The organism is Acinetobacter sp. F16 (genome assembly GCF_052712855.1).
The window spans coordinates 1-19175 of record NZ_JBRATK010000018.1; the positions used below are offsets into that span (position 1 = coordinate 1).

Below are 19175 nucleotides of genomic sequence, written 5' to 3' on the forward strand. Positions count from 1 at the left end.
ATCAATCAATGAAAATAATTTCGATCGATCAACCAGTAAAAATCCACACAAGTTGTTCTTCATAATCTCTTAATGATCTTCTTGCTCTTCGTCAGAGACAAGTAACAACAAGATAATCTCAACAACTCAACGCTTCGCGTTTCGTTCGTTTCAACATATCTCGTTGGTATGTGCTCATTATAGGGCAATTTCGCACACACGCAAGTGCTTTTAACTGACAAAAATAACGAGTGTATTATTTTTATGCACCAAATTGGGTCAATTTTATACAAAAAATTTTTAAACTGTTGTTTTAAAGCAGAAATATTAATTTTAAAATTTCTGTTTTAATGTGGATTACTTTTTCTCAGCTGCTGCTTTAACCGTCACACTGACGATTTTTACAGCTTGCTGCGGTACATTTTGATGCATACCTAGATTCGCTGTCGGTACTTTAGTGATTTTATCCACCACATCCATGCCTTTAATGACTTTACCAAACACGGCATAACCGGCATTCCTCTGGCTTTTATTTAAAAAGTCGTTATCGACCGTATTAATAAAGAATTGGCTGGATGCAGAGTTCGGCGTATTGGTACGTGCCATTGCTAAAGTGCCACGGGTGTTTTTCAAACCGTTATACGATTCATTTTGAATGGGTGCTTTAGTCTGCTTCTCGACCATATTGGCATCCATTCCTCCTCCTTGAATCATGAAGCCCGGAATCACGCGATGAAAAATAGTGCCGTTATAAAAGTTATCCTTTATATAGCCTTCAAAATTTTTCGCTGAAATAGGTGCTTTATCATTAAAGAGCTCTATTTCAATATTCCCCATGGATGTTTTCATTTCTACAATCGAGTTTGCAGCGATCGTTTGCAAACTGATCAAGGCAGCCCCGACAGCGAATATGGTTTGTTTTAACATTTCTTTACTCTTCTACTTCAAGTTGTAATTGTGAATGTCTATATATTAATCGTTCACTATAAATATAACAGCATCTCTTTTTGAGATAAAACGAGAATGACAATGAGTGAAGAATTAACCACGACCACTTTTCATCACCACCCACCTTGGCATTTACATGGTGATGCTTTTATTTTGAATTACTGGTTAACCCCAAACTTTATTAAATCCAATCAAGCTTTCTACCTTGCTCCCTCTCCAATCGGTCGGGTGATCCAGGTCATATTGGTTCGTTATGAGGAATCCCCAGTGGGCCCTTATGATGAGCTTCTGATTTTAGATCATCCTTTAATGATTAAAAGACGTTTGTCTTCAATTCCTAAAATTTATGTATCTACTGAAACCTCTGTGGTTCATGGTCAACATTTTTGGGGAATTCCGAAACAATTGGCTCAATTTAAATGGTTAATCAAAGATGATGTGGTGTATTGCAACATTTCATTTGCTCAACAAGAAATGAGTTTGTGCCTACAGAAGTATAAACGCAGCCAAGACTTTTATATTAACAGCCATCATGTGCCCGCACGACTGCTCAACATTCATCAGATATGGCAAGGTTTACATTATCAATTCAGTCCCCAGTTTCGTGGCAAGCTCGCTAAACTTAAACAGGCCTCGTGGAAAAATACCCTGGATATTTTTCCAGATTTTTCTCAAGCCAAATATTTACAGAGTTTTTATGTTCCCGAATTTAGACTGACGCTACCCCCAGCCAAAATTGAGAAAAAATAAAAAGTGTTTCACGTGAAACACCTTGTATATAGACAGGCGAATTGATAAAAAAGCTTAAGCGTGTTTATCCCAAAACTTTCTGTAGTTTTTACTGATTTCAATCACGTACTTTTTAGCCCGAGAAGAAATGGGCGTTAGATTGACAAAGCCATGGGCTTGATCAGTGTATTCCTGATAATGCACTTTCACGCCCCGATGACGTAACTTATAAGCATAAATTTCACCTTCATCATGCAACACATCATGACCTGCGGTAATCACAAATGCAGGCGGTGATTTGTCATGCTGGCCATAGGTCGGGGAAATAATCGGGTCATCCAATTCAACTTGATGCGTTTCTGCATAATATTGCGTTACAAAATCTACATCCGTACCAGTGAGCACCAAACCTTCTTTATAGGCATGAAATGATGGGTGACGGCTTTTAAAATCTAACGCAGGATAGAGCAGCAATTGCGCTTGCGGTGCATGAACCTTGTTGACACTACGCTGGGCAACCACCGTACTAATATTGCCGCCTGCACTATCCCCGGCCACCGAAATTCTGTTTTTTAAGATTTTAAGCTGTTTTCTGTTTTGATATACCCATGCCAGTGCATCTTCACAGCTTTGGATCAGTTTTATCGGGCTGGTTTCTGGTGCTAAAGGATAGTCGATGCTCATCACCTGAACCTTTGCATGTACGGCAAGTAAACGGCAAACCTCATCATGAGAGTCGAGGCTTCCCACCACAAAACCACCGCCATGATAAAACACCACCATCGGAAGTTTTTTACTGGGTGCAGGATGATAATGTCGCGCGAAGATGGTGCCGCTATGTAAAGGTAGTCGTAAATCTTCAACTCGCTTTACCGCTGTCGGTTTAGTCTTAATCGACTGCATTTGCAGATCAAAGTTTTTACGCGCACGGACAACATCTGCACCAATGAAACCACTATTGCCCTGTCTTAACTGGGTAGCCATCATGCATTGGATTAAAGGATCAAGTTCAGGATACTCATGCGGATATCTTAAAATTTTAACTAAAGACTTTTGCGCAAAAGCCGGTAACCGATCCAAGGTACGTGCTGCCGTGCCTTGCCCTTTTTCTATCATTGTCTGTAGCGTTCGATTAAAAGCAACCATAAGTATCCCTTCCTTTTATTATATTCTTCACATTTTCTACATGATCAGCCGATAAGTGACCATAATCTTATACAACTCTAATCATCTGTATACACAGTAAAAACATTCATACGCTAATCTTCTTTTTATACCTTGTCATTGACAATTTCCATGTATATTTCGGAGTGTTTTGCTACTCCTTAAAAGAAGAAGGATGCAAGCCATGACTAAGAAACTGATTATACTCTCTTTAGTGACCACATTTTTAACGGTAGGTTGTGTGGCATTTCCAGAAGATGGCGGTTATTACAATGGTGGTTATGACAACCGCTATGACCCTCGTTATGATCGGGACTATGACAACCGTTATGACCGAGAGCGGGATCGTCAACGCTGGGAATATCAGCAGCGTCAAAACCGCTTGGAATTGGAACGTAAAAAACGTGAATTAGAACGTCGCCAATGGGAACAAAACCGTCAGAAGCAGTCGGATTGGGAGCGTAAAAAACGTGAACAACAGCATCAGTTAGAACAGCGAAAGCGAGCTGCCGAAAAAAATCGAAGTAACCAATCCAATTTGGATCGAAAAAAACGGGAACTTGAACGCCAACGCTCAGCACAACAGCGTAAAAAACTGACTGAGCAAAATCGTCAAAAAACCCAACAGCGAGCTAAATCTCAAGAAAGACGTTGGGATAATCAACGCCGCGATACTGATAAGCGAGTTCGAGATCGTCGCGATAATTAAAATCCTGTTATTAGCTAAATACCCTTCCAGTAAAGGGTATTTTTTGATGTTATAAAATTCATGCTCATCAAAACTTCATGCTGCAAGGATTGAATCACTATTCAACACTAAGGCTAGAATGGGCTAAACAGATAAAGGAGATCCGTGGTTCATGGGGGCTTAGTTTATTTTAGGCAAAAAAAAAAGCTTACCCAGAGGTTGGGTAAGCCTAGAAAACAGATTTCAAAAATACCAAGAAGAAACTACAGCGATAGAATCTGGATGAAATAATAACCAGCCTGCAGGTTTTTGTGAAATATATAATTTATTGAATATTGATCGTTTTTAAGTCTAAGACTGATATACCCTCTCATCACACTCATCTTGTTTATATTTTCTGATTCCTTTTCATCTCTATCGTTACTTGCTTTTATCCTTCATACAAACAGTCCATACAAACTGAAGTTGAGTAACAAAACTGATTCTTTCATTCACAGATGCTCAAGCTTTTATATAAGCTGCTGTGTTGTTTTGTCCCTTCGCTCAATCTTGACCACGAAGAATCCAACATTTTTAAGCTCAACGCTGGAAAAACCAGATTTTTTTAATAATTTTAATCAAATTAGACAGATTTAATTGATTGTCTCGCTTGAATTTTTATCGCCTGCCCCGACCTTTGTATTAATCATGAATTTTATCACTCATGGCAGTTCAGAATTAACCCAGTTAACACTGAAGCCAAAAGGACTGTACATGTTTAAGAACCCATTTAAACGGAGTAAATCTATGGCGGCTGAGCAAAACGAACAAGCTCAAGATCTAGGGCAAGAGCAAGCTGATCAACAAACAGCACAAACTCAAGCTGAAACGGAGCAAGCTGAAGTTTCAGTTGAAGATTTACAAGCCCAGATCACTAATCTGCAAGAAAGTTTAAAACTTGAAAAAGCGCGTACAGCCAATGCGGTATATGAAGCGCAAAAAAGCGTGGAACGCATTCAACGTGATGCTGAAAAGCATAAAGAAACAGTGATTGAAAAATTCGCCAAAGAATTACTCGACACCGTCGATAATTTAGAACGCGCCATTCAAGCTGCGGGTGATATTGAATCTCCATTACTTGAAGGTGTGCAACTTACTTTGAAATCACTGCTCACCACACTGGAAAAATTCGGTGTAGTCGAAGTGAACATGAGTAACGGTTTCAATGCAGACTTGCATCAGGCAGTCGGTATCGCACCTGATGCTAAAGCAGGGGAAATTGGTACTGTATTGCAAAAAGGCTATACCTTGTCGAACCGTTTACTTCGTCCAGCAATGGTCTTGGTCGGTCAATAAGGTAAAGAAATTCGGGAGTTTTTCACTTTTTTTAATCAAATAAACTTGAAAAATTTTGAATGGCTCTCATATCGGATAACAAGCAAAAGCATTGCAAAAAATAATTTTGAGGAAACATCCAAATGGCTAAAATCATTGGTATTGATTTAGGTACTACAAACTCTTGCGTAGCAGTACTTGAAGGCGACAAAGTTAAAGTTATCGACAACGCTGAAGGCGCTCGTACAACTCCATCGATTATTGCATACAAAGATGGCGAAATTTTGGTGGGTCAATCTGCTAAACGTCAAGCGGTAACCAATCCTAAAAATACGCTATTCGCGATCAAACGTTTGATCGGTCGCAAGTACAAAGACCAAGCAGTTCAAAAAGATATCGGTCTTGTCCCTTACAAAATCATTCAGGCAGACAATGGCGATGCTTGGGTTGATGTAAATGATAAAAAATTGGCACCACAACAGGTTTCTGCTGAAATCTTGAAAAAGATGAAAAAAACTGCAGAAGATTATTTGGGCGAAACTGTTACTGAAGCGGTGATTACTGTTCCTGCTTACTTCAATGATGCACAACGTCAAGCAACTAAAGATGCAGGTCGAATTGCCGGTCTTGATGTTAAACGTATCATCAACGAACCAACTGCTGCAGCGCTTGCGTTCGGTATGGACAAAAAAGAAGGCGACCGTAAAATCGCGGTTTACGACTTGGGTGGTGGTACTTTCGACGTATCAATCATTGAAATCGCTGACCTAGATGGCGACCAGCAAATCGAAGTATTGTCGACTAACGGTGATACCTTCCTAGGTGGTGAAGACTTCGATAACGCATTAATTGAATTCCTTGTTGAAGAATTCAAGAAAGAACAAAGCGTGAATTTGAAACAAGATCCACTTGCATTACAACGTTTGAAAGAAGCTGCTGAAAAAGCAAAAATCGAGCTTTCTTCTTCGAATGCAACTGAAATCAACCTTCCATACATCACAGCTGATGCGACTGGTCCTAAACACTTGGTGATCAACGTAACTCGTTCGAAACTTGAAGGCTTGGTTGCAGACTTGGTTGCTCGTACCATTGAGCCTTGTAAAATTGCGCTTAAAGATGCGGGTCTTTCAACAAGCGACATCTCTGACGTAATTCTTGTGGGTGGTCAGTCTCGTATGCCACTTGTACAACAAAAAGTACAAGACTTCTTCGGTAAAGAGCCACGTAAAGACGTGAACCCTGACGAAGCTGTAGCAATGGGTGCTGCGATTCAAGGTGCGGTATTGTCTGGTGACAAAACTGACGTATTGCTTCTAGACGTAACTCCATTGACTCTGGGTATTGAGACTATGGGCGGCGTGTTAACTGCAATCATCGAGAAAAACACCACGATTCCTGCGAAGAAATCTCAAGTGTTCTCAACAGCTGCCGACAACCAGCCTGCTGTAGACATTTCTGTGTTCCAGGGTGAACGTAAAATGGCGCAGCAAAACAAATTGCTCGGTAACTTCCAATTAGGCGACATTCCACCTGCTCCACGTGGTGTGCCACAAATTGAAGTATCTTTCGACATCAACGCTGACGGTATCTTGAAAGTGTCTGCGAAAGACAAGAGCACTGGTAAAGAACAATCAATTCAAATTAAAGCAAACTCTGGCTTATCAGATGCTGAAATTGAAGCGATGATTAAAGATGCTGAAGCGAATGCTGAAGAAGACCGCAAATTTGAAGAATTGGCGAAAGCTCGTAACGAAGCTGATGCTTTAGTTTCTTCTGCTCAAAAAGCGGTGAAAGATCTTGGCGAACAAGTGACTGCAGATGAAAAAACTGCAATCGAAACTGCGGTTTCTGAGCTTGAAGCTTCAACCAAAGAAAATGATGTAGAAGAAATCAAAGCGAAAACTGAAGCGCTGCAAAACATCATCATGCCGATTAGCCAACGTGCTTATGAAGCTGCGCAAGGCGCTCAAGGTGGTGCTGAAGGTTTTGACCCGAACGCTTTCCAAGGTGATGCAGGTCAATCTCAAAAAGCGGACGACGGCGTTGTAGATGCTGAGTTCACTGAAGTTAAAGATGACAAAAAATAATTTGTCGCTTTAATCTGACTCGACAGAGTTAAAAAAGACCGCGCGAAAGCGCGGTTTTTTTTATGTTTAAAAAGATAGGATGAGATTAAAATTTCAGCTACATTAATTTAAAAACAATGATTTAAAACTGTTATGCGTGCTCTCTTCTTTGCCATCGGAGCGTTATTGTTCATTTGGTTATTCTTTCCATCGCAACACGATAACAAGCGAGACCACCGCACGGTCACAGATAAAATACTTCATCCTTTTGATTCAAGTGTGCGATTTCGCTTAGGTGATGTCGACCCACGATTTGGCATGAGCCAAGCAGAACTGATTCAGCTCTGCAAAGATGCCATCGGCATTTGGCAGCAAGGCTCAGAAAAACCGCTTCTGGTTTATGATCCCAATGCAAAATTGACGATTAATTTGATCTATGACCAGCGCCAAGCTGACCATAAAGCGTATAAAACAAGCCAGCAACTTTTGCAAACGGCGCAAAATGTGAATCAACGGGTTTCAGAGAATTTAGACCCTCGCTATAGCTACCTAGAACAGCGCCATCAACAACTGCAAGCCCAGCGAGATCAATTATCCAGGGATGCTGAACAACTCAATCAGCAACGCATGAGTTGGATGCGTATTGAAAATGAAAATGGTCCAAATCGACAACGTATTGAACAGCAATATCAGCAATTGAAAGCCCAGGCACAACAATTAGACCATGACATTGCTGAGCTTAAAGATCAAAATAACCAATACAATCAACAGGTCGAGCAGCACAACCAGAATATTGATTCCTACAATATCAATGTGAATCATCTCAATCAACGCTTCCCGGCACGCGAGTTTCATAAAGGTATGTACAATGGAAAGCGCATTGAAATTTATCAATTTGATACGATGGATGATCTGCGTCTAACCATTGCACATGAGTTAGGGCATGCCCTGGGCTTAGAACACAATCACGATCCTCAAGCGCTGATGTACCCACTTCTGAAAGATCAGCAGATGCAAAATTTCAGGTTATCGGCAGCAGATTTAGCCTTGTTGCAGGCACGTTAAGCCACGACCGAGATACAATGCAAAAATCCCTTACTTTTTATACGTCTATGCAGGGCAATAGAACAGAAATCCGGCTCATTTCATGTTATTGTGATGGGAAGAAATGACAATATAAAATCTCTGGAGACGCGTGTGAGTTACTACCATATTCTGATTGAAATGAATGATCACATTAGTACAATTGAGCAAACACGTGAGATTGAAATCTTTGATATTATTGAGATTCAGCCTTATCTGCATTCTATTTTATTGCCATTTTTAAACGAACAGCTGATTGAACTGGAAGATGAAAATATTGAGTTCAAGGATATTCTGCATTTAGAAATCAAACAGACTTTACTACCTATTCAGCATTTGATTGAAGAAGAACAACGCTTACTGCCAAGCGATACAGATGTAACTATTACAGCGCATGAAATTTTTAACAATCGTGATTTAAGCCAAGACGTGACGACTGTTATTTTTGATATTTTAGAAGCCGCTAAATTAGAAGCATAATTTTTAATGATGTGCTCACAGAATAATAAATTCTACTTTTCATAAAAAAACCCTCCAGACAAGGAGGGCTTTTTAATTTTTTTATTAAATTGAGAAAGAAGAACCACAGCCACAGGTTGTGGTTGCATTTGGGTTTTGAACCACAAAACGTGACCCTTCTAAACCTTCAACATAATCGACTTCTGAACCGACAAGATATTGATAACTTAAAGAATCAACCAGCATTTTCACGTCACCATTCACAAATTCAGCATCATCTTCATTCATGCTTTCAGCGAAGTTAAAGCCGTAAGAGAAACCAGAACAACCGCCGCCTGTAACATAGACGCGTAACATTAATTCTTGATTGCCTTCACTATCACGCAATTGGCGTACTTTATTCGCAGCATTGTCGGTCAGCACCAGAGCTTGGGCATTCATGTTGGATTCCTCTGTTCAATTCAGTTGTCTTTAAAAGATAAAGACCATATTTCGAGTATAGCATACCCAATATATGGTCAGTATTTGAAGATTTAAAGTCAAACCTGAGTATTTTTCTCAAGATTGTTTGTAGTTCTCATCTTGAAGACTACATTCAAAGTTCTTTGGATCTTCCTTACAACGGAATTGCCATAACAATTTCATCATCCGTTTATCATAAACACCGCGCTTGGTTAAATCGACACGCGATTCGCGCATTAGTTTTTGATAGCCTGGCTTATCTGCTGCAGGAATTTGCATCCAGTATTTTTGTGGAATATCCGCTTTCATTTTGCCTAAAATACCAAATGCACGCGGTAACTGACCTCTTACCCATTCACGTGATTTTTGTCCATAACCTGCTGGGAATTTATCTGGACGGATAATAATATTACCGGTCACTTGTAGAATTGGATAATTTACAATCGCGCCTTTGGTACCTAACCCCTTATGTAATTCTAGCGGTTTAAATACAGCAGCAGGTGCCCCAATAATATCCACCTGACCATTATTAAATTTGGCCCCAAAATTGGTGACATCTGCACTGACCGCTTGTGCACCAATTTGCTGAACCATAATTTTTTGTGCTTCATCATAGTCTAAAACCGCAATTTTTTTACCTGCAGCTTTAGCGACCGTGTTAATGCTACGGTCATTGACCATTAAAAATGCATCACCGACTGGAATAACACCCACCACTTCATATTTGCCACGTACCATATGTTTGGCAAAAGTCGGGCTAGCTAAGCCTTGCATCACTTTAACCGCAAGTTTTAAATCAGGAATCGCACCAATGGCATCTAAAGAGCCAGTAAAATCGTTAAACTGACGCCCACGCATACCTGTAACACTAATCGCATCACATTTACCTGCTTTAAAATCTTCAGCAATGACCGCTTCATTTTGGCCGACACGTAATTCAATATCTGCACCCCAATTTTTGGCTGCCAGTTGATAATCTTTCATCAAGGTAAACACATCACCACTTTTACCGACCAAATCGAATACGCACATCACTTGTTTTGCTTGGCTAATTCCGGTTACAGCACACAGACTTGCACCCAGTAGCAGCGTTTTAGACCATTGCATCATGACTTTTTCCTTGTGTCTTTGTTTTTATTCAGTCTTCGACTGAATCTTTTTGAGTTTTTATTCATTACGAACAACACGCTTGCTATGCCTGTTTTCATTTTTATGATAAAAATTTTATATCATTATTTTTTTAAGATTACGCCTTTTTTGACTCACAACAATGGCAAAAATGACATATTCCACTCGACAAAAAAGCCTAGAGTTAATCTAGGCTTTTTTCTTTAAAATCAAAGTTATTCACCACCAAGTGAACATTCAAAATTCGCCTTATCGACAGAACAGCGTGCTTTTTTCAATACCGACATCATGCTGGCATCATAAACTCCCCGTTTGGTCATATCCATACGGCCATCGCGTAACATTTTTTGATATTTGGTTTTATCTTCTGCAGACAGGTTCATTTTAAACTTAGCTGGAATACTGGCTTCAAGACGATTAATCATCGCAAAACTTTTTGGCAAGTGTTTCACGAACCAGTCACGCGATTTTTGTCCAAATCCCGCTGGGAACTGATCAGGACGAATCACAAAATCTGAGGTCACTTGCAGTACAGGGAAATTGAACATTGCACCATTTGTACCTAAACCTTTATAGATTTCCAAAGGTTTGTAGGCATAAGCCGGCGCACCCACCATATCCACCTGACCATTATTAAATTTCGCCACAAAGTTCGATACATCCGAAATTACTGCCTGTGCCCCTACACGTTGCACCATAATTTTTTGCGCATCGTCATAACCCAATACTGCAAATTTTTTGCCTGCAGCTTTTTCAATCGAATTAATGCTCTTGTCACGTACAAAAATAAAAGCTGAACCTAAAGGCGCAATACCGGCAACTTCATATTTTTTTCCACCTAAATTACTCACCATTTTCGGTGCATTACGTTTATCGAGCGCGAATGTAATTGCACGTTGGGCAATGGCATTGCTGGGTGCACCACCTAAAGCATCAATAGAACCGACAAATTTATTGTATTGACGTGCACGCATCGCCGTCATAAAGACGCCATCGCATTTGCCTGCTTTAAAATCATTATCAGCGACAGCTTCGTCTTGACGTGGAATTAAATTAATATCAGCGCCCCATCCTTTGGCAGCCAGCGCCCATTCCTGTGCCATTTGATAAGACTCACCAGATTTACCCAGTAAATCAAACACACAAACATCCACCTTTGCTGCATGTGCTGTTGCCGCACAACCAATAGCAGAAAATGCGGCTAATGCCAGAATCGTTTTTTTCATTGTCATGGTCCTTTTCAGAATCTTGTTGTTTGATGAGTGTCCATTCATGGCATAAATATTATGCAAGTTTATTTAAAAAAAATAGAGCATTTACTCCATTTATTTCCGACTTATATGTCAGTTGATTTATATTTTTTTAAGTTAACAATAAAATCATAAAGTTAGCTAAAAATGCTTTTAGTTATAGCTTCAAAAAGTTTAAATATTTTACAAATTACTACACAACACAGTCGTTATTCACCACTCAAAGAACACTCAAAATTGGTTCGCTCTACAGTACAACGGGCTTTTTTCAATACGGTCATCATGGCTGGTTCATAAATTCCCTGTTTGGTTAAATCAATGCGTCCTTCACGCAGAATTTTTTGATATTTTACGTGGTCTTCTTTGCTTAAATTCATGCGGTATTTTGCCGGAATTTCCGCTTCCATACGTTTGACCATGGCAAAACTTTTCGGTAATTGTTTTACGAACCAACTCCGCGATTGCATGCCGAACCCTTCAGGAAATTTATTTTTACGTATAATCAAATCGGCGGTGACATTGACCACGGGAAAATTAATCATCGCTCCTTGCGTACCTAAACCTTTATAAATTTCAAGAGGTTTAAAGGCATAAGCAGGTGCAGCTACAATTTCAACTTCAGCTTGATTAAATTTTTTGATGAAATTTGAGATCTCGGACATTACCGGAACAGCGCCAACACGCGTAACCATAATTTTTTGAGCATAATCATAATGTAATACAGCGAACTTTTTACCTTCTGCACGGGCTATAGAATTAATCGAACGGTCACGGACAAAAATATAAGCCGAGCCAATTTGCCCAATACCGGCTACTTCAAAGGTTTCTTTACCCATGGTATTGATCAGACGTTTTTCATTACGTTTATCAAGTACATAGCTAATAGCTTTTTGTGCTATATCATTACTCGGTATACCACCAATCGCATCAATCGAGCCAGCAAATTTATTGTAGGCACGTGCACGCATTGAGGTCATATAAAAAGCGTCACATTGACCCGATTTAAAATCCTGTTCAACTTTGGCTTCATCTTGATAAGAGATCAGATTGACCTCCCCACCCCATTGCTTACTGGCCAAGGACCATTCTTCGATCAATTTATAAGATTCACCCGCTTTTCCCAGCAAGTCAAAAACACATATATTCTGTTTTGCCTGTGCCACACTTGAAAAACTGAATAATAGTCCTGTGGATAAAATCAAAATCCTTTTTTTCATGCTCATGCCTAATTTTTTTTATATATTTCCTTATAAAATAACTATAGTGTTGTTTTAACGGTAAAAATAGAGAATTCATTCTATTTCTGATAAAAGGCTTTTTTTGCACAAATTGTCACACTTTTATTTATTTAGTTAAAACTGCTATTTATCCACATAATAACCTTCTAGTCTTTTTCTTTTCTCGGTCACTTCCTTTAGAATATGCGCACCATTCTTCTCATTTAGATATTTTAATGATTCAGTTAGATCAACTTTCTATACGTCGCAGTGGACGTGTTTTATTTCAAAAAGCATCCATGCAACTCCATCCAGGCTGGAAAATTGGTTTAACTGGTGTAAATGGTGCAGGAAAATCCACACTATTTTCTGCACTGCTCGGTGGGATGGAATCGGATGGGGGTTCTTTAACTCGCCCTGCGGTTTGGACCGTTGCCCATATGGCACAGGAAATCAAAGCTTTAGATATGAAAGCGATTGATTTCGTTTTGTCTGGCGATGAAGAATTTTGGGAAATTCAAAATAAATTAGATAACCCAGAAAGCTTAAGCGATGATGAACTTGCACATTTATACGGTCGTTTTGACGAAATTAATGGCTATTCTGCACCGTCTAAAGCATCGCAATTGATGGCAGGTTTGGGTTTCTTTGAACATCAGTCACAACTGGATGTTTCAAGTTTCTCTGGTGGTTGGCGTATGCGTCTGAACCTTGCGCGTACCTTGATGAGCCGTTCAGACCTGTTATTACTCGATGAACCGACCAACCATTTAGATTTAGACGCCATTTTATGGTTAGAAGACTGGTTAAAAGCCTATGAAGGCACATTGATTCTGATTTCACATGACCGTGATTTCCTGGATGCAATTACCGATCATATTTTACATATTGAAAATCAAGAACTGATTCTTTACACAGGCAACTATTCAACCTTTGAACGTACCCGTAGTGAACGTTTGGCTCAGCAACAGCAAGCCTATGAAAAGCAATTAGAAACACGCGCGCATTTGCAGAAATATATCGACCGTTTTAAAGCGCAAGCCACCAAAGCCAAACAAGCGCAAAGCCGGATTAAACAACTTGAACGTATGCAAGAATTGTCTGCTGCGCATGTTGATACACCGTTTACCTTCTCATTCCGTGAACCGACCAAAATGAGTTCGCCACTGCTTGAACTGGAGCATGCGGATATTGGTTATGGTGACAAACTGATTGTGACCAATGTCAGTTTGCAAATCACCCCTACCAGTCGTATTGGCTTACTGGGGATGAATGGTGCTGGTAAATCCACGCTGATTAAATCACTGGTCGGTGATTTGCAACTGCTTCAAGGTACCCGTAAAGATTCTGAACTTTTAAATATCGGTTACTTTGCTCAGCATCAAATGGATGCTTTGGATGGTAATGCCAGTCCAATGCTGCAATTATCTCGTATTGCCGATAAAAAAATCAGTGAAGCAAGCTTGCGTTCTTTCCTCGGGAGTTTCGGTTTTAGTGGCGAACGTATGGATACCCCAAGTGAAAGTTTCTCGGGAGGTGAACGTGCCCGTTTAGCGCTGGCACTGATTGTATGGCAACGTCCAAATGTATTGATTCTGGATGAACCAACCAACCATTTAGACTTGGATATGCGTCATGCATTAACCATGGCATTGCAAGATTTTGAGGGTGCTGTGGTTCTGGTATCGCATGAACGTCAACTGATTGCCAGTGTGTGTGATGAGTTGATTCTGGTGCATGGCGGTCAAAGCCGTGAGTTTGACGGTGATTTGACTGCCTATGCAGACTGGTTACGCCAAGCCCGGATCGAGATGATGAAGTCAGGTCAACAACCTGCTGCACCTGTGAAATCTCAAGTGGAAGTTAAACCCACGATTTCGAAACTGGATAAAGAGGCGCAACGTAAAGAAGCTGCACGTCGTCGTGAACTCAGCCGCCCTGTTCGCAAGAATATTGAAAAAATTGAAGCGCAGATTGCCAAAGTGCAGCCGCGTTTGAGTGAAATCGAGACCTTACTTGGCGATAGCGCATTATATGAAGCCAATCGTAAAGATGATTTGTTGAAGCTGATGAACGAACAAACCGAGTTAAAAGCGAAATTAGCTGAAGCTGAAGAAAAAATGTTGGAGCTCATGATGGAGTTGGAAGAGCTGGTAGGTGCTTTCGAATAAGTCAATTTACCACTCTTAAGCAAAACTAAAGTGATGCTTATTTTATGATCGCAGTACAATTTCAAACTTGTACTGCGATTTTTTAATTTTTCTACACAACACTTTTATCGCAATATTACTCAACCAGATGTCATTGTATTTAAATTTAAAAATTACCACCTATTTTAAAAATCACCAGCTATCAATTTTAAATTCAAAACCGACTTTTAAATTTAAAAAATTTATCCACAATACATCTACAGTAAACTTTGAATTTAAATAAAATATTTATTAAGACTGTGGATAAATTAATTTTCACATTCTTATTCAACAAAAACCAAACTTATCCACATCCGTATTTTCACAGAAAATAAGACTTTTTATTCATCCTGCTTTGACTTTTTGCGTTTTAAAAACCTGAGTTCGATAATTTTCCAAGCGCCCTCATTGACCCATAATTCCTGAATTTTTCTCTGATCTTCTAAACCAATTAAAACCTTACAACGCTTCAAATCTCGATCAAACTCAAACTCTTCAAATTCAATGTTGGGCTTTTGCGGTTTCCATACGCCATTTTTAACCGCGTGTGCGATGCGCTCATAGCGGGTAAAATTGCCTTCAACCCGACCTTCCTGCTCATAAACCACCTTAAATTTTTCATGTTCATACTGAGCCAGCACCTCAAAATTACCGGTAAAAAATGCATTGCTCCAAATATCCCGGATCTGTTCCAGTTGATTATCCATGCTGCTAACCTCGTAATATTGCATGATGCTGTCCTGTGTGCAGGATTCATCATGACAGAGGAATAAGTCATTTTTATAAAACAAAGATGGCTAAAAGTTAATCGTATTTAAATAAAAATAGCATAAAAAAAGCACCCCGAAGGGTGCTTTTTACAATTTAACTCATCAATGCCCTAAGCATCAATATCCGCATTTAAGGCGTTTTCTTCAATGAAGGCACGACGTGGTTCTACATCGTCTCCCATCAAACAAGAGAACATCCGGTCTGCTTCAATCACGTCATCAATAGTGACTTGCAACATGTTACGATTTTCAGGATCCATCGTGGTTTCCCAAAGCTGTTCCGCATTCATCTCACCCAGACCTTTATAGCGCTGGATCATCATACCGCGACGTGAATCGGCTAAAATGTGCTGCCACACTTGATGGAACGTGATGACATTAATTTTACGGTCGCCTTTCTGCAAAAATGCACCCTCTTCAAGCAAGCTAAACCAGCTCTTCGAGTTTTGCAGTAAACGTTTATATTCACCTGAAGCCAGTAATCCGGAATCAAGTAAATACGAATGCGGCAAGTTATGCACATAGATGGTCACACGTGGCCAGAAATGCGCCACTTTAGAACCATCAGCATGTTCTTTTTCAAACACTTCTAACGTGATCTCAGGACGTAAACTTGGTTGATATTTTTCAATCGCAGCACGTAACTGTTCAGACCATTGTTTCACATAATCTTCATCATGATTTTGATCAAGTTTGAATGCATCCAGCCCCAGTAAACCATCTAGCAAACTTGCAGGATAGCGTACAGTTAAACGGTTCAAACTCTTCTGTGAAACTTGGTAATCTTCAATAACTTTTGCCAGTGCTTGACCTGTAATTGCAGGAGCTTCAGCACTGATATGCAAGGACAGATCATCAATCGCATTTGAAATCAGGAAGGTTTCTAAAGCATCATTATCTTTAAGATATTGCTCTTGCTTACCTTTTTTCAATTTATACAATGGTGGCTGTGCAATATAGATATAACCACGTTCCACAAGTTCAGGCATTTGACGGAAGAAGAAAGTCAACAGTAGCGTACGAATGTGCGAACCGTCGACGTCAGCATCGGTCATGATGATGATTTTGTGATAGCGTAATTTATCCGGATTGTATTCTTCACGGCCAATACCACAACCGAGTGCAGTAATCAGGGTGCCGACTTCTTGCGAAGAAATCATTTTGTCGAAACGCGCACGCTCCACATTCAGGATTTTACCTTTCAGTGGCAGAATCGCCTGCATCTTACGGTTACGGCCCTGTTTTGCAGAACCGCCCGCAGAGTCACCTTCGACCAAGTACAGTTCAGACAATGCTGGATCTTTTTCTTGGCAATCTGCCAATTTACCTGGAAGACCTGCAATATCAAGTGCACTCTTACGACGCGTCATTTCACGCGCTTTACGTGCCGCATCACGCGCACGTGCTGCATCAATAATTTTGCCGGCAATTGATTTTGCCGCTTGCGGATTTTCCAGCAAGTAGGCAGAAAATTCCTTGTTCATCGCCTGCTCTACAGCAGGTTTAACTTCACTTGAAACCAGTTTTTCTTTGGTTTGTGAAGAGAATTTTGGATCTGGCACTTTTACTGAAACAATCGCAGTTAAACCTTCACGTGCATCATCACCGGTAACCGCGACTTTTTCTTTCTTCAGGATATTTTCGCTGTCCAGATACTGGTTTAAACCACGGGTTAATGCTGCGCGGAAACCGGCTAAATGCGCACCACCATCTTTTTGCGGAATATTGTTGGTAAAGCAGCGCACATTTTCTTGATAAGTGTCATTCCACTGTAAAGCGACTTCAACAGTAATTCCTGTTTCCGGCACCTGGCTGGTGAAATGAAAAATATCATTCAAATGGGTTTTGCCCTGATTGATATATTTTACGAATTCAGATAAACCGCCTTCATAATCAAATACATGTTCAGCATCGATACGTTCATCACGCAACACAATACGAACGCCGGCATTCAAGAATGAAAGTTCACGCAAACGACGCGCTAAAATATCAACATTGAAAATGGTTTGGCTAAAGGTTTCTGCACTTGGATAGAAACGAACCGTGGTTCCTGTTTCCTCAGTATCACCAATGGCACGTAACGGATAGACCGGATCGCCGTGACAATACTCTTGCTCGTACACTTTACCGGCACGACGGATATTCAGTAATAATTTACTCGACAAGGCATTTACAACAGAGACACCTACTCCGTGCAAACCACCGGATACTTTATAGCTATTATCGTCAAACTTACCGCCGGCATGAAGAATGGTTAAAATTACTTCAGCGGCAGATACGCCTTCTTCTGGGTGAATATCAGTTGGAATACCACGACCGTTATCTGAAACACTCACCGATTCATCTTCATGGATGATGACTAAGATTTCATCACAGTGACCCGCCAAGGCTTCATCAATTGCATTATCGACAACCTCAAACACCATGTGATGTAAACCTGAACCATCGTCAGTATCACCAATATACATGCCTGGACGCTTACGAACAGCATCGAGGCCACGTAATACCTTGATACTAGAGGAATCATAAGCCTTTTCATTGGTTAGTTCTGTTTGAGAAGCAGCTTGATCTTCTGAACTCATGGTTTCTCCCTAGTGAAATATAGGTCTATCCCAAAGATGGGTAAAATCTAAAAAACTATTGCACAACAACTTGAACTTGACCGTTTTCAACATTGAATAATTGATATGAAATAGACAAATCATGTAAATGTTTTTTTACTGATTCATGCTCTAAAGTGGTAATAAAAACTTGACTACCCAGTTGGCTCAATCGCTCAATTAATCGTCGTTGTGCAGTTAAATCTAATTCTGCTGTCACATCATCTAATAATACCACAGTTTCCTTATTACAGGCATGTAGCATTGCAATCTGTGACAGTTTTAAGGCGACAATCAGCAGCTTTTTTTGACCGCGTGAAAGTACCACATCTGCATCACCCAGCGTTGTTTTTAAACGTAAATCTGCGCGATGCGGACCATATTCGGTATAGCGTCGATCGAGGTCTTTTTGATGATGCACGGTTAAGTCATGCAGCAAGCCAAGCTCGCTGTGAAAACCTGCAACATATTCCATCTGTATATCCAGATTGGGCAATAACTGCTTTAAATCCTGCTCAAAATAAACTTTCCACTGTTCCACAATTCCACTGCGCTGTGAATGCAGCATTTCGCCATATTCTGCCAGCATTTTATTCCAGGGCTCTAAATCATTCAGGCTAAGATTGCGTCTCGATTTCAGCAAACTGTTGCGTTGTTTCAGAGCGCGCGAATAATACTGCCAGGCATGATAAAAATCCGGTTCCACGTGGAACATCAGCCAGTCAATCAATTGGCGCCGAGGCTTGGCTCCGTAGTCAATAATGTCGGTACTTTGTGGATCAATATGCTGCAAAGGCAAGATTTTAGCCAGTTGCCCCTGAGTCGCAATATGATCTCCATTGACCTTAATCAGTTGCTCACCGGACAAGAATTTTTGCATACCAATCTTTTCGGTCGCAGATTGCGCAAAAACAATCGCATCGCTTGTTTCATTTTGAATATAGTTTTTCGGGATATGGGTGCGGAAAGAACGCCCGGTCGCCAGCAAATGAATCGCCTCTAGAATCGAGGTTTTGCCTGAACCATTTTGACCATAAAAGACATTAAACGGCTGCAACTCCTGGAGTGCAACCGCTTTTAAGTTTCGAACACGCTCTATATTTAAACGCGTGATAAACATAATTTGATC

The 19175-nt window shown here is 40.2% G+C and carries 16 protein-coding genes; 7 read left to right on the forward strand and 9 right to left on the reverse strand.

The window, feature by feature from the left end; genetic code table 11:
• Window positions 1-336: 336 nt before the first annotated feature.
• Complete coding sequence (locus tag ACU0NF_RS10580; RefSeq protein WP_445661098.1) at window positions 337-906, reverse strand: peptidylprolyl isomerase; 570 nt, start codon at window positions 904-906, stop codon at window positions 337-339.
• Window positions 907-1008: 102 nt separating this feature from the next.
• On the opposite strand from ACU0NF_RS10580, the gene ACU0NF_RS10585 reads away from it, so the two are divergent.
• Window positions 1009-1677, forward strand: coding sequence for a hypothetical protein (locus ACU0NF_RS10585; RefSeq protein ID WP_445661099.1), 669 nt, complete (start codon window positions 1009-1011; stop codon window positions 1675-1677).
• A gap of 54 nt (window positions 1678-1731) precedes the next feature.
• Here the strand turns inward: ACU0NF_RS10585 and ACU0NF_RS10590 are convergent, their stop codons facing one another.
• Window positions 1732-2802: an alpha/beta hydrolase gene (locus ACU0NF_RS10590; protein ID WP_131382722.1), complete on the reverse strand. Its 1071-nt coding sequence runs from the start codon at window positions 2800-2802 to the stop codon at window positions 1732-1734.
• A 202-nt stretch (window positions 2803-3004) separates the two neighbouring features.
• Here ACU0NF_RS10590 and ACU0NF_RS10595 point away from each other — a divergent pair, with 202 nt between their 5' ends.
• The 5 genes from ACU0NF_RS10595 to ACU0NF_RS10615 all read left to right on the forward strand — a co-directional run bounded on the left by ACU0NF_RS10595 (window position 3005) and on the right by ACU0NF_RS10615 (window position 8451).
• Window positions 3005-3529 (forward strand): hypothetical protein, encoded by a 525-nt coding sequence (locus ACU0NF_RS10595; RefSeq protein ID WP_445661100.1) that lies wholly within the window; start codon window positions 3005-3007, stop codon window positions 3527-3529.
• Between the two features lie 765 nt (window positions 3530-4294).
• On the forward strand, window positions 4295-4843 hold the full coding sequence (grpE, locus tag ACU0NF_RS10600; RefSeq protein ID WP_131269304.1) for a nucleotide exchange factor GrpE: 549 nt from the start codon (window positions 4295-4297) through the stop codon (window positions 4841-4843).
• 122 nt (window positions 4844-4965) lie between these two features.
• On the forward strand, window positions 4966-6909 hold the full coding sequence (gene dnaK, locus ACU0NF_RS10605; protein WP_445661101.1) for a molecular chaperone DnaK: 1944 nt from the start codon (window positions 4966-4968) through the stop codon (window positions 6907-6909).
• A 132-nt stretch (window positions 6910-7041) separates the two neighbouring features.
• The gene (locus ACU0NF_RS10610; RefSeq protein ID WP_445661102.1) at window positions 7042-7953 is read left to right on the forward strand and encodes a matrixin family metalloprotease; all 912 of its coding nucleotides are present in this window, start codon (window positions 7042-7044) and stop codon (window positions 7951-7953) included.
• Window positions 7954-8073: 120 nt separating this feature from the next.
• Window positions 8074-8451 carry a hypothetical protein gene (locus ACU0NF_RS10615; protein ID WP_131320093.1) on the forward strand — a complete coding sequence of 126 codons (378 nt, stop codon included), beginning with the start codon at window positions 8074-8076 and terminating at the stop codon, window positions 8449-8451.
• An 84-nt stretch (window positions 8452-8535) separates the two neighbouring features.
• On the opposite strand, the gene erpA is transcribed toward ACU0NF_RS10615, so the two are convergent.
• From erpA to ACU0NF_RS10635, 4 genes are all read right to left on the reverse strand, one after another.
• On the reverse strand, window positions 8536-8871 hold the full coding sequence (gene erpA / locus ACU0NF_RS10620; protein ID WP_131382726.1) for an iron-sulfur cluster insertion protein ErpA: 336 nt from the start codon (window positions 8869-8871) through the stop codon (window positions 8536-8538).
• Between the two features lie 117 nt (window positions 8872-8988).
• On the reverse strand, window positions 8989-9999 hold the full coding sequence (locus ACU0NF_RS10625; protein ID WP_165494420.1) for a putative solute-binding protein: 1011 nt from the start codon (window positions 9997-9999) through the stop codon (window positions 8989-8991).
• A gap of 236 nt (window positions 10000-10235) precedes the next feature.
• On the reverse strand, window positions 10236-11246 hold the full coding sequence (locus ACU0NF_RS10630; protein WP_445661103.1) for a putative solute-binding protein: 1011 nt from the start codon (window positions 11244-11246) through the stop codon (window positions 10236-10238).
• A 233-nt stretch (window positions 11247-11479) separates the two neighbouring features.
• The gene (locus tag ACU0NF_RS10635) at window positions 11480-12487 is read right to left on the reverse strand and encodes a putative solute-binding protein (protein ID WP_445661104.1); all 1008 of its coding nucleotides are present in this window, start codon (window positions 12485-12487) and stop codon (window positions 11480-11482) included.
• A gap of 236 nt (window positions 12488-12723) precedes the next feature.
• Between ACU0NF_RS10635 and ACU0NF_RS10640 the strand changes: the two genes are divergently transcribed.
• Complete coding sequence (locus tag ACU0NF_RS10640; RefSeq protein ID WP_445661105.1) at window positions 12724-14658, forward strand: ATP-binding cassette domain-containing protein; 1935 nt, start codon at window positions 12724-12726, stop codon at window positions 14656-14658.
• A 359-nt stretch (window positions 14659-15017) separates the two neighbouring features.
• On the opposite strand, the gene ACU0NF_RS10645 is transcribed toward ACU0NF_RS10640, so the two are convergent.
• From ACU0NF_RS10645 to recF, 3 genes are all read right to left on the reverse strand, one after another.
• A complete protein-coding gene (locus ACU0NF_RS10645; protein WP_445661106.1) occupies window positions 15018-15383 on the reverse strand; it encodes a hypothetical protein in 366 nt (121 codons plus the stop codon).
• Between the two features lie 173 nt (window positions 15384-15556).
• The gene (gene gyrB, locus ACU0NF_RS10650) at window positions 15557-18028 is read right to left on the reverse strand and encodes a DNA topoisomerase (ATP-hydrolyzing) subunit B (protein ID WP_445661107.1); all 2472 of its coding nucleotides are present in this window, start codon (window positions 18026-18028) and stop codon (window positions 15557-15559) included.
• Window positions 18029-18083: 55 nt separating this feature from the next.
• Entirely contained in the window at window positions 18084-19166 is a 1083-nt protein-coding gene (gene recF / locus ACU0NF_RS10655) for a DNA replication/repair protein RecF (protein ID WP_171537542.1), read from the reverse strand.
• Window positions 19167-19175: the final 9 nt, after the last annotated feature.

Coding starts and splice junctions, on each gene's coding strand:
- ACU0NF_RS10580 (WP_445661098.1), bottom strand. CDS start 906: ATGTTAAAACAAACCATATTCGCTGTCGGGGCTGCCTTGATCAGTTTG.
- ACU0NF_RS10585 (WP_445661099.1), top strand. CDS start 1,009: ATGAGTGAAGAATTAACCACGACCACTTTTCATCACCACCCACCTTGG.
- ACU0NF_RS10590 (WP_131382722.1), bottom strand. CDS start 2,802: ATGGTTGCTTTTAATCGAACGCTACAGACAATGATAGAAAAAGGGCAA.
- ACU0NF_RS10595 (WP_445661100.1), top strand. CDS start 3,005: ATGACTAAGAAACTGATTATACTCTCTTTAGTGACCACATTTTTAACG.
- grpE (WP_131269304.1), top strand. CDS start 4,295: ATGGCGGCTGAGCAAAACGAACAAGCTCAAGATCTAGGGCAAGAGCAA.
- dnaK (WP_445661101.1), top strand. CDS start 4,966: ATGGCTAAAATCATTGGTATTGATTTAGGTACTACAAACTCTTGCGTA.
- ACU0NF_RS10610 (WP_445661102.1), top strand. CDS start 7,042: ATGCGTGCTCTCTTCTTTGCCATCGGAGCGTTATTGTTCATTTGGTTA.
- erpA (WP_131382726.1), bottom strand. CDS start 8,871: ATGAATGCCCAAGCTCTGGTGCTGACCGACAATGCTGCGAATAAAGTA.
- ACU0NF_RS10625 (WP_165494420.1), bottom strand. CDS start 9,999: ATGCAATGGTCTAAAACGCTGCTACTGGGTGCAAGTCTGTGTGCTGTA.
- ACU0NF_RS10630 (WP_445661103.1), bottom strand. CDS start 11,246: ATGAAAAAAACGATTCTGGCATTAGCCGCATTTTCTGCTATTGGTTGT.
- ACU0NF_RS10635 (WP_445661104.1), bottom strand. CDS start 12,487: ATGAAAAAAAGGATTTTGATTTTATCCACAGGACTATTATTCAGTTTT.
- ACU0NF_RS10640 (WP_445661105.1), top strand. CDS start 12,724: ATGATTCAGTTAGATCAACTTTCTATACGTCGCAGTGGACGTGTTTTA.
- ACU0NF_RS10645 (WP_445661106.1), bottom strand. CDS start 15,383: ATGGATAATCAACTGGAACAGATCCGGGATATTTGGAGCAATGCATTT.
- gyrB (WP_445661107.1), bottom strand. CDS start 18,028: ATGAGTTCAGAAGATCAAGCTGCTTCTCAAACAGAACTAACCAATGAA.
- recF (WP_171537542.1), bottom strand. CDS start 19,166: ATGTTTATCACGCGTTTAAATATAGAGCGTGTTCGAAACTTAAAAGCG.